At 71.3% G+C, this 15,085-nt stretch carries 9 protein-coding genes; 6 read left to right on the top strand and 3 right to left on the bottom strand.

The features are described from left to right. Positions 1–141: 141 nt before the first annotated feature. On the top strand, positions 142–1,938 hold the full coding sequence (gene thiC / locus FHS37_RS09600; protein ID WP_221499579.1) for a phosphomethylpyrimidine synthase ThiC: 1,797 nt from the start codon (positions 142–144) through the stop codon (positions 1,936–1,938). 122 nt (positions 1,939–2,060) lie between these two features. Next, positions 2,061–3,506 (top strand): VWA domain-containing protein, encoded by a 1,446-nt coding sequence (locus tag FHS37_RS09595; RefSeq protein ID WP_184819098.1) that lies wholly within the window; start codon positions 2,061–2,063, stop codon positions 3,504–3,506. A 202-nt stretch (positions 3,507–3,708) separates the two neighbouring features. Here the strand turns inward: FHS37_RS09595 and FHS37_RS09590 are convergent, their stop codons facing one another. The 3 genes from FHS37_RS09590 to FHS37_RS09580 form a co-directional block, all read right to left on the bottom strand. Beyond that, positions 3,709–4,578 (bottom strand): hypothetical protein, encoded by an 870-nt coding sequence (locus FHS37_RS09590; protein ID WP_184819097.1) that lies wholly within the window; start codon positions 4,576–4,578, stop codon positions 3,709–3,711. Positions 4,579–4,761: 183 nt separating this feature from the next. Further along, positions 4,762–5,853 (bottom strand): metallophosphoesterase, encoded by a 1,092-nt coding sequence (locus FHS37_RS09585; protein WP_245005453.1) that lies wholly within the window; start codon positions 5,851–5,853, stop codon positions 4,762–4,764. Positions 5,854–6,078: 225 nt separating this feature from the next. Further along, positions 6,079–7,191 carry a LacI family DNA-binding transcriptional regulator gene (locus tag FHS37_RS09580; RefSeq protein ID WP_184819093.1) on the bottom strand — a complete coding sequence of 371 codons (1,113 nt, stop codon included), beginning with the start codon at positions 7,189–7,191 and terminating at the stop codon, positions 6,079–6,081. Between the two features lie 439 nt (positions 7,192–7,630). On the opposite strand from FHS37_RS09580, the gene hisC reads away from it, so the two are divergent. The 4 genes from hisC to cydD all read left to right on the top strand — a co-directional run bounded on the left by hisC (position 7,631) and on the right by cydD (position 15,069). Continuing rightward, entirely contained in the window at positions 7,631–8,710 is a 1,080-nt protein-coding gene (gene hisC, locus FHS37_RS09575; protein ID WP_184819091.1) for a histidinol-phosphate transaminase, read from the top strand. A 237-nt stretch (positions 8,711–8,947) separates the two neighbouring features. Then, on the top strand, positions 8,948–10,453 hold the full coding sequence (locus FHS37_RS09570) for a cytochrome ubiquinol oxidase subunit I (protein ID WP_184819089.1): 1,506 nt from the start codon (positions 8,948–8,950) through the stop codon (positions 10,451–10,453). 20 nt (positions 10,454–10,473) lie between these two features. Further along, the gene (gene cydB / locus FHS37_RS09565) at positions 10,474–11,478 is read left to right on the top strand and encodes a cytochrome d ubiquinol oxidase subunit II (RefSeq protein ID WP_184819087.1); all 1,005 of its coding nucleotides are present in this window, start codon (positions 10,474–10,476) and stop codon (positions 11,476–11,478) included. A 12-nt stretch (positions 11,479–11,490) separates the two neighbouring features. Beyond that, on the top strand, positions 11,491–15,069 hold the full coding sequence (gene cydD, locus FHS37_RS09560) for a thiol reductant ABC exporter subunit CydD (protein WP_184819085.1): 3,579 nt from the start codon (positions 11,491–11,493) through the stop codon (positions 15,067–15,069). Positions 15,070–15,085 lie beyond the last annotated feature (16 nt).

Below are 15,085 nucleotides of genomic sequence, written 5' to 3'. Positions count from 1 at the left end.
CTGACCTCCGTCCCAGCGACGTTTCACATGAAACATCACCGATGTGCGAGTGATGTTTCCCACGGAACGTCGGCAGACGGAAACCGCTGCGTCGACCGCCGAACCTGTTACCGGGTAATGCCGGCGTAGGGAGTAGGTCTCATGACCAACAAGGACGCACGCACGCCTGCCTCCACGCAGAACCCGACGGAGACGTCGGCGGACGGAGAGGCCGGGAAGTCCATCGGCTGGCACAAGGCGTACGTCGAGGGCCCCCGCCCCGACCTGCGGGTGCCGGTCCGCCAGGTGCACCTCACCAACGGGCAGTCGGTCACGCTGTACGACACGTCGGGCCCGTACACCGATCCGCTCGTCGAAACCGACGTCCGCAGGGGCCTGGCCCCGCTGCGCGAGAACTGGATCATCGCCCGCGGCGACACGGAGGAGTACGCGGGCCGTCCCGTCCGCCCCGAGGACGACGGGATCAAGCACACCTCACCGCGCGGTGGCCTGCGCAACCTCGACGCGGTCTTCCCCGGCCGGCCGCGTCAGCCGCGCCGGGGGCGCGAGGGGCGGGCGGTCACGCAGTTGGCGTACGCGCGCCGCGGAGAGATCACGCCCGAGATGGAGTTCGTGGCGATCCGGGAGAACGTCTCCCCCGAGGTGGTCCGCGAGGAGATCGCGGCGGGCCGGGCGGTGCTGCCGGCCAACGTCAACCACCCGGAGATCGAGCCGATGATCATCGGCAAGCGGTTCCTGGTGAAGGTCAACGCCAACATCGGCAACTCGGCGGTGACCTCCTCCATCGAGGAGGAGGTGGAGAAGATGACCTGGGCGACCCGCTGGGGCGCCGACACGGTCATGGACCTCTCCACCGGCCGCAACATCCACACCACCCGGGAGTGGGTGCTGCGCAACTCCCCCGTTCCCATCGGCACCGTGCCGCTCTACCAGGCGCTGGAGAAGGTCGACGGCCGGGCCGAGGAACTGACCTGGGAGATCTACAAGGACACGGTCATCGAACAGGCCGAGCAGGGCGTGGACTACATGACGGTCCACGCCGGCGTGCGGCTCGCGTACGTACCGCTCACCGCGAACCGCAAGACCGGCATCGTCTCGCGCGGCGGCTCGATCATGGCGGCGTGGTGCCTGGCGCACCACAAGGAGTCGTTCCTGTACGAGAACTTCGAGGAGCTCTGCGAGATCCTCGCCGCGTACGACGTGACCTACTCGCTCGGCGACGGACTGCGGCCCGGCTCGATCGCGGACGCCAACGACGAGGCGCAGTTCGCGGAGTTGCGCACGCTCGGGGAACTCAACACGATCGCCAAGCGCTTCAACGTGCAGACCATGATCGAGGGCCCGGGTCACGTCCCGATGCACAAGATCAAGGAGAACATCGACCTTCAGCAGGAGATCTGCGATGAAGCCCCGTTCTACACGCTCGGCCCGCTGACGACGGACGTCGCGCCGGCGTACGACCACATCACCTCCGGCATCGGCGCCGCGATGATCGCCTGGTGGGGCACGGCCATGCTCTGCTACGTCACGCCCAAGGAGCACCTGGGTCTGCCCAACCGCGACGACGTCAAGACCGGTGTCATCACCTACAAGATCGCCGCGCACGCCGCCGATCTCGCCAAGGGACACCCGGGGGCACAGGAGTGGGACGACGCGTTGTCGGACGCCCGCTTCGAGTTCCGGTGGGAGGACCAGTTCAACCTCGCCCTCGACCCGGACACGGCGCGCGAGTTCCACGACGAGACCCTGCCGGCCGAACCGGCCAAGACGGCGCACTTCTGCTCGATGTGCGGACCGAAGTTCTGCTCGATGAAGATCTCGCAGGACATCCGCCGGGAACACGGCGGCAGCCGGGCCGAGATCGAGGAGGGCATGGCGCAGAAGTCGAAGGAGTTCGCGGCGGCGGGCAACCGCGTGTACCTGCCGATCGCGGACTGATCGGTCGGGGGACCACCGTTCGTGGGAGTGGTGCTCGCGGCGGCCGGCCGGGGCGTCACTCCCACGGGGGGCGGGTCGGACCTCCCCTCCCCTTCGCGGTCCCGGGTCGGCAGACTGATCCCATGACAGCGAGTTCCATGAGCAAGGGATCCAACCTTCCCGTCGAGGCCCCCGTGGTGCGCGTCGAGCTCGCTTGGGCGGCCGGGCCCGGTGTGCCCGAGATCGACGCCTCGGCTCTGCTCCTCACGGAGGCCGGTCGGGTGCGGGACGACGGTGACTTCGTCTTCTACAACCAGCCGCGGCACACGTCGGGCGCCGTGACGCACCTGGGGAAGCGGAGCGCCGCCGGTGCCGCGACCGACACCGTGGAGGTGGACCTGCGCTCGCTGGAGCCGGTCGTCGAGCGGATCGTGCTGTGCGCGTCGGCCGACGGCGGGACCTTCGGCCAGGTGCCGGGACTGGTGCTCCGGCTGCTGGACGCCGGGACGGGGACCGAGGTCGCGCGGTTCGACATGGTGGCCGGTACGGAGACCGCGTTCATCGGCGGCGAGTTGTACCGGCGACAGGGGAAGTGGAAGTTCCGTGCGGTGGGGCAGGGGTACGCCTCCGGGCTCGCCGGACTGGCCACCGACTTCGGCATCACCGTGGACGACGCCCCTCCGGCGGACGGCGGCTCCCCGGTGGCCACCGCCTCGGCGCCTCCGGTCACACCGGTCCCGCCCGCCGCTGCGGCCCCGTCGACTCCGCCCGCGGTGCCCACGGCCCCGGCGGCCGCACAGCCCTCCCACCCCCGGACGGACGCCCCGCGGCTCACCAAGGGCGAGGAGCGGTTGCCCGTGGACATGCGCAAGCGGTTGTCCCTGCGCAAGGAGCAGGTGGCGGTCAGCCTGCGCAAGCACGGGGCCACCGGGGTCACCGCACGCGTCATCCTCGTCCTGGACGCCTCCGGGTCCATGTCCTTCCTGTACTCCAAGGGGGTCGTGGCCGATGTCGTCGAGCGCATGGCCGCCGTCGCCGCACAGCTGGACGACGACGGTGAGATGCAGGCCTGGACGTTCGCCTCGAACCCGGCCAGGTTGCCCGACCTGCGGCTCGGTGAGCTTCCCGAGTGGCTGCGGCTGCACGTGCGCGTGGGGGAGATGAGCCTCTTCCGGCGCGGACGGAAGAAGGGGCTGGACCCGCGCCAGGTCGACATGCGGGAGGTCGGCATCCAGAACGAGGAGCAGAAGGTCATCGCCGAGGTGCGCGCGTACGTCCGGGAGAACCCCGTCTCCGTGCCGACCCTCGTGCTGTTCTTCTCCGACGGCGGTGTCTACCGCAACGCCGAGATCGAGCGGCAGCTGCGCGAGGCCGTCGAGGAACCGGTCTTCTGGCAGTTCGTGGGGTTGGGCCGGTCGAACTACGGCGTGCTGGAGCGGTTCGACACGTTGCCCGGACGCCGCGTCGACAACGTCGGTTTCTTCGCCGTCGACGACATCAGCACCGTGCCGGACCCGGAGCTGTACGACCGGCTGCTGTCCGAGTTCCCGATGTGGATCACGGCCGCGGGCCGGGCGGGCATCCTCTGACCGGCACACGGCACACGGCACACGACGCACGACGCACGACGCACGGCACATGACACACGGTGACGTGGGCTGCCACGGCGGGCGCCCACCCACCGGGCTTCCACCCACCGGGTACCCACCCACCCGGCTCGCGCCCCCGGCGCGGAGGCTCCGGAGAGGTTCCGCCCGGAAGGGAGCGCAAGCCGACGGACGGGCCGTCCGGCTACTCCGGCTGGTGTTCCGGTCCCCCGAAGTCCGGGCTCGAGTAGTCCGGGCTCGAGTAGCTCGGCCGCGAGCCGCGGGCCGGGCCTTCGCCGGGGCTGGTGAAACCCGGCCGGCCGTAACCGAGGTGCGGAATACGGCTGGTCGGCGCGGGCGGTGCCGTGTGGTGCAGTGCGGTGGCCGCCGCCGGGTCGGTGAGCGCGTCCCGCAGGAACGGCAGGATGCCGCGTTCCATCAGCGCCTCGCGCCAGGCGTCCCTGGCCCGGGCCAGCTCCCCGTCGAGTTCCTCGTACGCGGTACCGAGGGCCGAGGGCTTGTTGCGCAGCGCGGTGAGCAGCAGGCCCACCGCGGCGACGAGGATGGCGACCGCCGTCACGGCGCCGAACACCCAGCCGGTGGTGAGCATGGTCCGGGCGAACGCGGCGCCGGGGTCGAGCATCCGCAGGACGTAACCGACGAGCAGGAATATGGCGGCGGAGGTTCCGGCCAGGACCGGGGCCAGGACGGCGACGACGGCGACGGCGCCCGCGCCGGCGGCCTCGGCGACCTCCCCCATGGTGGTGGCGAGCCCCACCGCGTTCGTGCCCGGCTCGGCGGAGTCGGACTCGCGGACGGACGGGGCGGACGGCGCCGGCGGCCGGCGCAGTTCCTCGCGGACCTTCACGTAGTGCTGGTACTCGGTCGCCGCGGCCGCCGTGATGATCGCGGAGGCGTTGAGCGCCATCGTGCGCAGCTGTTCGGGATTGAGCCGCTGACCGACCGTGGACAGTTCCGGGCGGTGTGGTGCGGAGCGCAGCGCCTCATCGAGAATCCGCTCGTACTCCTTGCGGTCCTCGCTCAACAGGTACTGCGGAACGCTGTTCATGTGCATCCCCCGATGCTCCGTAGGGCTTGGGGCTCGGCATGCTGACGAGCCGTCGGGCAGAAACGGAGGGGAGCCTGCTACGGATAAGCCGATGGTAGAGCGGTGACGGCGCGCGGTGACAGAGGATTTACCGAAATTGCCGCGCGTGCGGTGCGGTCGCGGGCCGCCGGGCGGCGGCCGCGTGGACCGTCAGACGTCGAGCGGAAGTTGCTGGACCAGCAGTTTTCCGGCCATCGTGACGCCGCCGTCCATGGCGATGGCGAGGCCGTCGGCGTAGACGTGCGGTCCCGAGACCACGGGGCCGGTGTCGTCCCCGCCGTCCTCGGAGCCGACTTCGCCCAGCAGGTACGGGATCGGGCTGTGGCCGTGAACGACCCGGGTGCCGCCGTACGTATCCAGCAGGGAGCGCACCGCGTCGGCGCCGCCCTCGTCGCGGAAGGAGAACCGCTTGGTGAACTTGCGGAACAGGTCCCAGACCTCGTCCGCGTCGTTGCGGGTCAGCGTTTCGCGGACGGTGTCATTGACCTCCTCGATGGAGCGGCCGTAGTCGAGGTAGGCGGTGGTGTCGGAGTGGAGCAGCAGGTGGCCGTCGACCTCCTCGACGGCGTCGAGGCGGGCCATCCACTGCAGGTGGTGGTCCTGGAGGCGGTCCATGTCGGTCTTCTGGCCGCCGTTGAGCAGCCAGGCCGCCTGGAAGGTGGCGGTGCCCGCACCGGAGTTGACGGGGGTGTCGCCGAACCGCTTGGCGCCGATCAGCAGCAGCTCGTGGTTGCCCATGAGGGCCTTGCAGTAGCCGCCGGCCGCGGCGGCCTCGGCGGACAGGCGCATCACGAGGTCGATGACGCCGATGCCGTCCGGACCGCGGTCGGTGAAGTCGCCGAGGAACCACAGCCGCGCGGTGCCGGCGCACCACTGGCCCGCGGAGTCGATGAGGCCCTGCTCCTGGAGGGCGGCCACCAGTTCGTCGAGGTAGCCGTGGACGTCACCGACCACGTACAGCGGGCCGGGACCGGTGGCGGGCTGCGGAGCGGGCACGGACGCGGGGTCGACGGTCACCTGGACAGTGTCCCCCCGATTGATGACGGGGAGGTCCCGCTGGGTGGGCGTGTATCCCTCCGGACGGGCCTCCTCCGACGGCGGGACGACGTCACCCGGGTGAGTGCTCCGGACGTACGGACCGGCCTCGTGGACGTACGCGGGCACCCGGAAGTCGCGCAACGTCGCCGTCCGCTCCACCTCGGGTCCCTGACCGGCCCCCTGAGTCATCGACCCCTCCACCATCGCGCCGCATCTGCACCGCGTCGGACTGCCTGGTCGCAGCGGCCCGCGGTGTCGTGGGCCCATCATAGGAATGCGGATCGCGCCATGTGATGACCCAGGGGTGGTGAATCAGAGCAGGACTCCGGTTCACCGAGGCTTTCGCCCTGTTTGGGTCGGGCTTCCACCGCCCTGTGACCTCCCCGCCGCGGCCGCCGTGCGCCGGACCGGTCCGCCGGCGCCCCGGTGTCAGGTCCCCTTCGGGGACCTCGGCGGGCTGACCGTCGTGCGGGGTGGTCGGCGCTGCGAGGAGGTGCGCACGATCAGTTCGGTCGGTATCACCTGCTCCACCGGGTGGTCGGGGTCGACTCCCTCGATGGCGTCGATGAGCAGCTGGACCACGGCCGTGCCGATGCGCCGCGGTTTCAGGGAGAGCGTGGTGACGGGCGGCTCGGTGCTGGCGTAGACGGTGGACTCGCTGCAGCAGACGAGCAGCAGGTCGTCCGGGACGCGCAGGCCGTAGCGGCGGGCGGCGGCGAGCAGGTCGGTGCCGTTCGGGTCGAACAGGCCGTAGACGGCGTCGGGGCGGTCGGGGCGGGCGAGCAGCCGGTCGGCGGCGACGGCGCCCGCGCACGGGTCGTGCGCCGGGTAGGCCTCGTACACCGGGTCCTGGCCGACGCGCTCGCACCAGCGCAGGTACGCGGTGGTCGACAGGTGGGTGTACGTGTCGGTCGTCGTCCCGGTGAGCAGGCCGATGCGGCGGGCGCCGGCGTCGGCGAGGTGGTCGAGGATGCCGAGGACCGCGGCCTCGTGATCGTTGTCCACCCAGGCCGTGACCGGCAGCGAGCCGGCGGGCCGGCCGTCGGAGACGACCGGTAAGCCCTGGCGGACCAGTTCGCTGACGACCGGGTCCTGGTCGGAGGGGTCGATGACGACCGTGCCGTCCAGGGCGACGTTGGACCACACGTCGTGGCGGGACGTCGCGGGGAGGATGACGAGGGCGTAGCCGCGGGCGAGCGCGGCGGAGGTGGCGGCGCGCGCCATCTCGGCGAAGTACGCGAACTCCGTGAAGGTGAAAGGTTCATCCCCGTACGTCGTCACGGTCAGGCCGATGAGTCCGGACTTGCCGGTGCGGAGCGTGCGGGCGGCAGCCGAGGGGCGGTAGCCCAGCCGGTCGGCGACCTCGCGGACGTGGCGCCGGGTGGCGTCCGGGAGCCGGCCCTTGCCGTTGAGGGCGTCGGAGACGGTCGTGATGGAGACTCCGGCGGCGGCGGCCACGTCCCTGATACCCGCTCGGCCCGGCCGGCCGCCTCGGCGTGAGGTTTCCGCACGGCTCACCTGGTGCTTCCCTGCTGCTGTCATGGCGAGCCGATAGTAGGGCTCATGCGGTGGGGTAGGGCGGACGCATATGCGCACATTGACAGACACGTTTCTGCAAGATCAGTTCAGTTTAACTCCCTTGGAAACGAAGGAGGTTGAACGCTCCCATGCCAGTACCTGACGTGTCGGCGCATGTGGGCCTGGCGAGGGTGCGATGTTGCGAAGAGGTCTCAACTCACCTGCACGGGCGATGCGCGCCACGGCGCAAGCCACCGGCGCGTAGATATATGTGCGGCGCGCCCCCGGCCCGTGCATCCTTCATGCACCTTCGGGTGATGTTGCCCTTGTTGACGGTGGGACGGGCGAGGCTGCGGAGGAGTCCTCGCCGCCCTATACGCAGCGGCGCCGAATCCTCATAAGGTGAGCAGTATTGGATGTCGGCGGCGGTCATGGGCCGCCGGTCTTCTCGAGGAGGACTGCGGTGAGCGAGACGAGCCCCAGGCTGCGCGCCGAGCTGGAGGGGATCCCCACGTACAAGCCGGGCAGGCCGGCGGCGGCCGGCGGACCGGTGGCGTACAAGCTGTCCTCCAACGAGAACCCCTATCCGCCGCTGCCGGGTGTGATGGAGACCGTCACGGCCGCGGCCTCCTCCTTCAACCGCTACCCGGACATGGCCTGCGCGGCCCTGACGGCCGAGCTGTCCGAGCGCTTCGGCGTCCCGGCGTCCCACCTGGCCACCGGCACCGGCTCGGTCGGTGTCGCCCAGCAGCTGCTGCAGGCCACCTCGGGCCCCGGCGACGAGGTGATCTACGCCTGGCGGTCCTTCGAGGCGTACCCGATCATCACCCAGATCAGCGGTGCCACCTCGGTCCAGGTGCCGCTGACCGCGGGCGAGGTGCACGACCTGGACGCGATGGCCGACGCGATCACCGACCGGACCCGGCTCATTTTCGTCTGCAACCCTAACAACCCCACCGGCACGGCGGTGCGGCGGGCCGAGCTGGAGCGCTTCCTCGACCGGGTGCCCGACGACGTCCTGGTGGTCCTCGACGAGGCCTACCGCGAGTTCATCCGGGACCCCGAGGTGCCGGACGGCGTCGAGATCTACCGGAAGCGGCCCAACGTCTGCGTCCTGCGGACCTTCTCCAAGGCGTACGGTCTGGCGGGGCTGCGGGTCGGTTTCGCGATCGCCCACGAGCCGGTGGCCGCGGCGCTGCGCAAGACGGCGGTGCCGTTCGGGGTGAGCCAGATCGCCCAGGACGCGGCGATCGCCTCGTTGCGGGCCGAGGACGAACTGATCGGCCGGGTCGGTTCACTGGTGTGCGAGCGCAACCGCGTGATGGACGGGCTGCGCGGTCAGGGCTGGACGGTGCCCGAGAGCCAGGCCAACTTCGTGTGGCTGCGGCTGGGGGAGCGCACGGTGGAGTTCGCACAGGCGTGCGAGCAGGCGGGCGTGGTCATCCGGCCGTTCCCCGGTGAAGGGGTGCGGGTGACGGTCGGAGAGGCCGAGGCGAACGACATCTTCCTGAAGGTGGCGGAGGACTTCCACAGGGGGCTCTGACCGGCGCCGACGACCGGGCGGCCGACGGGTGACCCGTCGGCCGCCTTCGTGTGCGCGGAAGGCGCTCGCCAAGGGGTTGACGTCACACCGGACCCCCCTTCCGGGTCCGAAAAGCGGTAGGTCATAATTGCTTGTGAATGTGAACGCGTTCACAAGCGCATCCCGTTTTCCCGAGTTGTGGCGGATGAACGGGACCAAGCGGCCGCTGTTGACCACGGCGAAGTAAGGAGCGACGACGTGGATCTGGCTCTGGCGCCGGAGACCCTGGCGCGATGGCAGTTCGGCATCACCACCGTCTACCACTTCCTCTTCGTGCCCCTGACGATCTCGCTGGCCGCCCTCACCGCCGGACTGGAGACCGCCTGGGTGCGCACCGGGAAGGAGAAGTACCTCAGGGCGACGAAGTTCTGGGGCAAGCTCTTCCTGATCAACATCGCGATGGGCGTGGTCACCGGCATCGTGCAGGAGTTCCAGTTCGGCATGAACTGGTCCGACTACTCGCGGTTCGTCGGTGACGTCTTCGGTGCCCCGCTCGCCTTCGAGGCCCTGATCGCCTTCTTCTTCGAGTCCACCTTCATCGGCCTGTGGATCTTCGGCTGGGACAAGCTGCCCAAGAAGATCCACCTGGCCTGCATCTGGATGGTCTCGATCGGCACGCTGCTGTCGGCGTACTTCATCCTCGCCGCCAACTCCTGGATGCAGCACCCGGTCGGCTACCGGATCAACGAGGAGAAGGGCCGCGCCGAGCTCACCGACTTCTGGCTGGTGCTCACCCAGAACACCACGCTCAACCAGGTCTTCCACAGCTTCTCCGCGGCCTTCCTGACCGGTGGCGCCTTCATGGTGGGCATCGCCGCCTTCCACCTCATGCGCAAGAAGCACATCCCGGTCATGCGGACCTCGCTGCGGCTCGGCCTGGTGACCCTGGCGGTCGGCGGCCTGTTCACGGCGATCAGCGGAGACACCCTCGGCAAGGTCATGTACGAGCAGCAGCCGATGAAGATGGCCGCCGCCGAGGCCCTGTGGGACGGCGAGGAGCCGGCGCCCTTCTCCGTGTTCGCCTACGGGGACGTCGACGAGGGGCACAACAAGGTCGCCCTGGAGATCCCCGGCCTGCTGTCCTTCCTCGCCCACAGCGACTTCGAGTCGTACGTGCCCGGCATCAACGACACCAACGAGGCCCTGCGGGAGAAGTTCGGCCCCGGCGACTACAAGCCCATCGTCCCCGTCGCCTACTGGGGCTTCCGCTGGATGATCGGCTTCGGTATGGCGTCCTTCTCGCTCGGCCTCCTCGGGCTGTGGCTCACGCGGAAGAAGTTCCTGCTGCCGCCCGCCCTGCGCACCGGGGAGGACGAGGTACCGCATCTGGTGCTGCTGAAGAAGCCGCTCGGGGCGAGGCTGTCCCGGCTGTACTGGCTCCTGGCCCTCTGGACGATGGGGTTCCCGCTGATCGCCAACTCCTGGGGCTGGATCTTCACCGAGATGGGCCGTCAGCCCTGGGTCGTCTACGGCGTGATGCAGACCCGGGACGCGGTCTCCCCCGGTGTGTCCACGGCCGAGGTCATCACCTCCATGTCCGTCTTCACCCTGCTCTACGCCGTCCTGGCCGTCATCGAGGTCAAGCTGCTCGTCAAGTACGTCAAGGCGGGCCCGCCCGAGCTCACCGAGTCCGACCTCAACCCGCCCACGAAGCTCGGCGGCGACCTCCGTGACGCCGACAAGCCGATGGCCTTCTCGTACTAGGCCGAGGGAGCTGCACCGTCATGGAACTGCACGACGTCTGGTTCGTCCTGATCGCCATCCTGTGGATCGGCTACTTCTTCCTCGAGGGGTTCGACTTCGGGGTCGGCGTCCTCACCCGGCTGCTCGCCCGCGACCGTGCCGAGAAGCGGGTGCTGATCAACACCATCGGCCCCGTCTGGGACGGCAACGAGGTGTGGCTGCTCACGGCGGGCGGTGCGACCTTCGCCGCCTTCCCCGAGTGGTACGCCACGCTCTTCTCCGGCTTCTACCTGCCCCTGCTGCTCATCCTGGTCTGCCTGATCATCCGCGGTGTCGCCTTCGAGTACCGGGCCAAGCGGCCCGAGGAGGACTGGCAGCGCAACTGGGAGACGGCGATCTTCTGGACCTCGCTGATCCCCGCCTTCCTGTGGGGCGTGGCCTTCGGGAACATCGTGCGCGGCGTGAAGATCGACGCCGAGTTCGAGTACGTCGGGAACGTCTGGGACCTGCTCAACCCGTACGCGTTGCTGGGCGGCCTGGTCACCCTCACGCTGTTCACCTTCCACGGGACGGTGTTCACCGCGCTCAAGACGGTCGGGGAGATCAGGGAGCGGGCGCGGCGGCTGGCGCTGCGCGTGGGCCTCGTCACGGCCGTCCTCGTGTCGGCCTTCCTGCTGTGGACCCAGGCCGACAAGGGCGACGGCGCGAGCCTGGTCGCGCTGGTCGTCGCCGTCACCGCGCTGGTCGCCGCGCTGTTCACGAACCGGGCGGGGCGCGAGGGCTGGTCGTTCACGCTGTCCGGCGTCACCATCGTGGCCGCCGTGGCGATGCTCTTCCTGACGCTCTTCCCGAACGTCATGCCGTCCACGCTGGACGCGGACTGGAGCCTCACCGTCACCAACGCCTCCTCCAGCCCCTACACCCTGAAGATCATGACCTGGCTCGCGGTGATCGCCACGCCGCTCGTCCTGCTCTACCAGGGCTGGACGTACTGGGTGTTCCGCAAGCGGATCGGCACCCAGCACATCGCCGATCCCGTGCACTGAGGTGTGTTTCACGTGAAACCGATCGATCCGCGACTGCTCCGGTACGCCCGTGCCACCCGGTTCTTCCTGGTGGCGGTCGTCGGCCTGGGGGCCGTCGGCGCGGGGCTGGTCGTCGCCCAGGCCACGCTCATCGCCGAGGTCGTGGTGGGAGCGTTCCAGCACGGCATGCCGGTCGGCGAGCTCGGCACTCCCCTGCTGCTCCTCGCCGCCGTCGCGGTCGGTCGTGCACTGGTCGGCTGGCTCACCGAGCTGGCCGCCCACCGGGCGAGCGCCGCGGTGAAGTCGGAGCTGCGGGGGCGGCTGCTGGAGCGGGCGACGGCGCTGGGCCCGGGCTGGCTGAGCGGACAGCGCACCGGTTCGCTCGTGACCCTGGCCACCCGCGGGGTCGACGCCCTCGACGACTACTTCTCGCGCTACCTGCCCCAGCTGGGGCTGGCGGTGGTCGTCCCGGTGGCGGTGCTGGCGCGCATCGTCACCGAGGACTGGGTCTCGGCGGCGATCATCGTCGGCACCCTGCCGCTCATCCCGATCTTCATGGTGCTGATCGGCTGGGTCACCCAGTCCCGGATGGACCGTCAGTGGCTGCTGCTGTCCCGCCTGTCCGGGCACTTCCTCGACGTCGTGGCCGGGCTGCCGACGCTGAAGGTGTTCGGGCGGGCCAGGGCGCAGGCCGAGTCGATCCGGCGGATCACCGCCGAGTACCGGCGGGCGACCATGCGGACGCTGCGGATCGCCTTCATCTCCTCCTTCGCGCTGGAACTGCTCGCCACGCTCTCGGTGGCACTGGTCGCCGTGACGATCGGCATGCGGCTCGTGTACGGCGACATGGACCTCTCCATCGGTCTGGTCATCCTGATCCTCGCGCCCGAGGCGTATCTGCCGCTGCGGCAGGTCGGGGCGCAGTACCACGCGGCGGCCGAGGGGCTCGCGGCGGCCGAGGAGATCTTCTCGGTGCTGGAGACACCCGTGTCGGCACCGGGGACCGGGGCCGTGCCGGCGGGCGTCCTGTCCCCCGCGGCGGGCGGGCCGTCCGCCGGGGTGGGCGGCCTGTCCTTCGAGGGGGTGACCGTCCGCTATCCCGGCCGCTCCACGGACGCCGTGTCGGACGTGTCCTTCACCGTCGCCCCCGGGGAGACGGTCGCGCTCGTCGGGCCGAGCGGGGCGGGCAAGTCCACTCTGCTGAACGTGTTGCTGGGGTTCGTCCGGCCGACCGGGGGACGGGTGCGGATCGGAGAGGCGGACCTCGCCGGGACCGACCCGGCGGAGTGGCACCGTCACGTCGCCTGGGTGCCGCAGCGGCCGCACCTGTACGCCGGGACGATCGCGGAGAACGTACGGCTGGCCCGGCCCGACGCGGACGACGACGCCGTGCGGCGCGCCCTACGGGACGCCGGCGCGCTGGAGTTCGTGGACGCGCTGCCCGAGGGCACCGGCACCGTGCTCGGCGAGGACGGGGCGGGACTGTCCGCGGGGCAGCGGCAGCGGCTGGCGCTCGCCCGGGCCTTCCTCGCCGACCGGCCCGTGCTGCTGCTCGACGAGCCGACGGCCGCGCTGGACGGTGCGACCGAGGCCGAGGTCGTGGCGGCGGTGGGACGGCTGGCGGCCGGCCGGACGGTGCTGCTGGTGGTGCACCGGCCGGCACTGCTGGCCGTCGCGGACCGGGTGGTGCGGCTCGCGGAACCGGCTCCCGCAGGGCACGGGGAGCCCGTGCGCCGGGCGGCCGGTACCGCGACGGCCCCCGAGGCGGAGACCGTGCAGGAGAGCGTGCCCGCCGGCTTCACCGGTCCCGCCGGTCCCGCCGAGTCCGCCACGGACCCGGCCTCGGGCGGTGTCCTCGCCCGTGTCCGTGCCGTGTCCGGCGCCCGGCGGGGAAGGATCGCGCTCGCACTGCTGTTCGGCACGCTCGCGCTGGGCAGCGCCGTCGGGCTCATGGCCACCTCCGGGTACCTCATCTCCCGGGCCTCGCAGCAGCCGCCCGTGCTGTATCTGATGGTGGCCGTGACGGCGACCCGGGCCTTCGGCATCGGGCGCGCCGTGTTCCGGTACGCCGAGCGGCTGGTGTCCCACGACGCCGTCCTGCGCATGCTGGCCGACCTCAGGGTCGCGGTGTTCCGGCGACTGGAGCGGCTGGCGCCCGCGGGACTGCGCGACGCGCGCCGGGGCGATCTGCTCTCCCGGCTGGTCGCCGACGTGGACGCGTTCCAGGACTACTGGCTGCGGTGGCTGCTGCCGGCCGGTGCGGCCGTCGCGGTCTCCGCCCTCTCGGTCGGCTTCACGGGCTGGCTGCTGCCCGAGGCCGGGGCCGTGCTCGCGGCCGGGCTGCTGGCGGCGGGGGCCGGGGTGCCCCTGCTCACCGGCGTCGTGGCCCGGCGCGCGGAGCGCAGGCTGGCGCCCGCCCGGGGGGTGCTCGCGACCCGTGTGACCGATCTGCTCACCGGCACCGCGGAGCTGACCGTCGCCGGTGCCCTGCCCGCGCGGAGCGCCGAGGTGCGGCGGGCCGACGGCACGCTCACCCGGATCGCCTCGCGCGCCGCCACCGCCACCGCGCTCGGCGACGGACTCACCGCGCTGGTCTCCGGCCTGACCGTCGCGGCCGCCGCGCTCGTCGGCGTCCAGGCGGTGGCCGCCGGCCGGTTGGACGGTGTGGCGCTGGCCGTCGTCGTCCTCACCCCGCTGGCCGCGTTCGAGGCCGTCCTCGGGATGCCGCTCGCCGTGCAGTACCGGCAGCGGGTGCGCCGCAGCGCCGAGCGCGTGTACGAGGTGCTGGACGCCCCGGTGCCGGTACGGGAGCCGGAGCGCCCCCGGAAGGCACCCGCGTCGCCGTTCCCGCTCGTGGTCAAGGGGCTGACCGCCCGGTACGCCGGGCAGGACCGGGACGCGCTCGCCGGGCTGGACCTGACGCTGGAGCGGGGCCGCCGGATCGCGGTGGTCGGCCCGTCCGGGTCCGGCAAGACGACGCTCGCGCAGGTGCTGCTGCGGTTCCTGGACCCGGGCGCCGGCTCGTACACGCTGGCCGGGGTGGACGCGTACGCCCTGGACGGCGACGACGTACGGCGGTTGGTCGGGCTGTGCGCGCAGGACGCGCACCTCTTCGACAGCACGGTGCGGGAGAACCTGCTGCTCGCCAGGAGGGACGCGACCGAGGACGAACTGCGCGGCGCGCTCGCCCGGGCCCGGCTGCTGGAGTGGGCCGACAGCCTGCCGGACGGGCTCGACACGCTCGTCGGTGAGCACGGGGCGCGGCTGTCCGGCGGGCAGCGGCAGCGGCTGGCGCTGGCCCGGGCGCTGCTCGCGGACTTCCCCGTGCTGGTGCTGGACGAGCCCGCGGAACACCTCGACCTGCCGACCGCGGACGCGCTCACCGCCGACCTGCTGGCCGCCACCGAGGGCCGTACGACACTGCTCGTCACCCACCGGCTGGCGGGCCTGGAGGCGGTGGACGAGGTGGTCGTGCTGGACGGGGGCCGCGTGGTGCAGCGCGGGCCGTACGCCGAACTGGCGGGCGTGGACGGCGCGTTGCGGTCGATGGTGCGGCGGGAGGCGGAGTCGGACCTCCGGGCGGGCGCCCGCTGGCCGGGCTCCCGGGCGTGACGGGACGTCAACCGGG

It is taken from the genome of Streptomyces griseomycini, from assembly GCF_014203535.1.
In the GTDB taxonomy this organism is placed as follows: Bacteria; Actinomycetota; Actinomycetes; order Streptomycetales; family Streptomycetaceae; genus Streptomyces; species Streptomyces griseomycini.
Note: the sequence above shows the minus strand (reverse complement) of the source record. Positions and strands in the feature narration are given on the sequence as shown.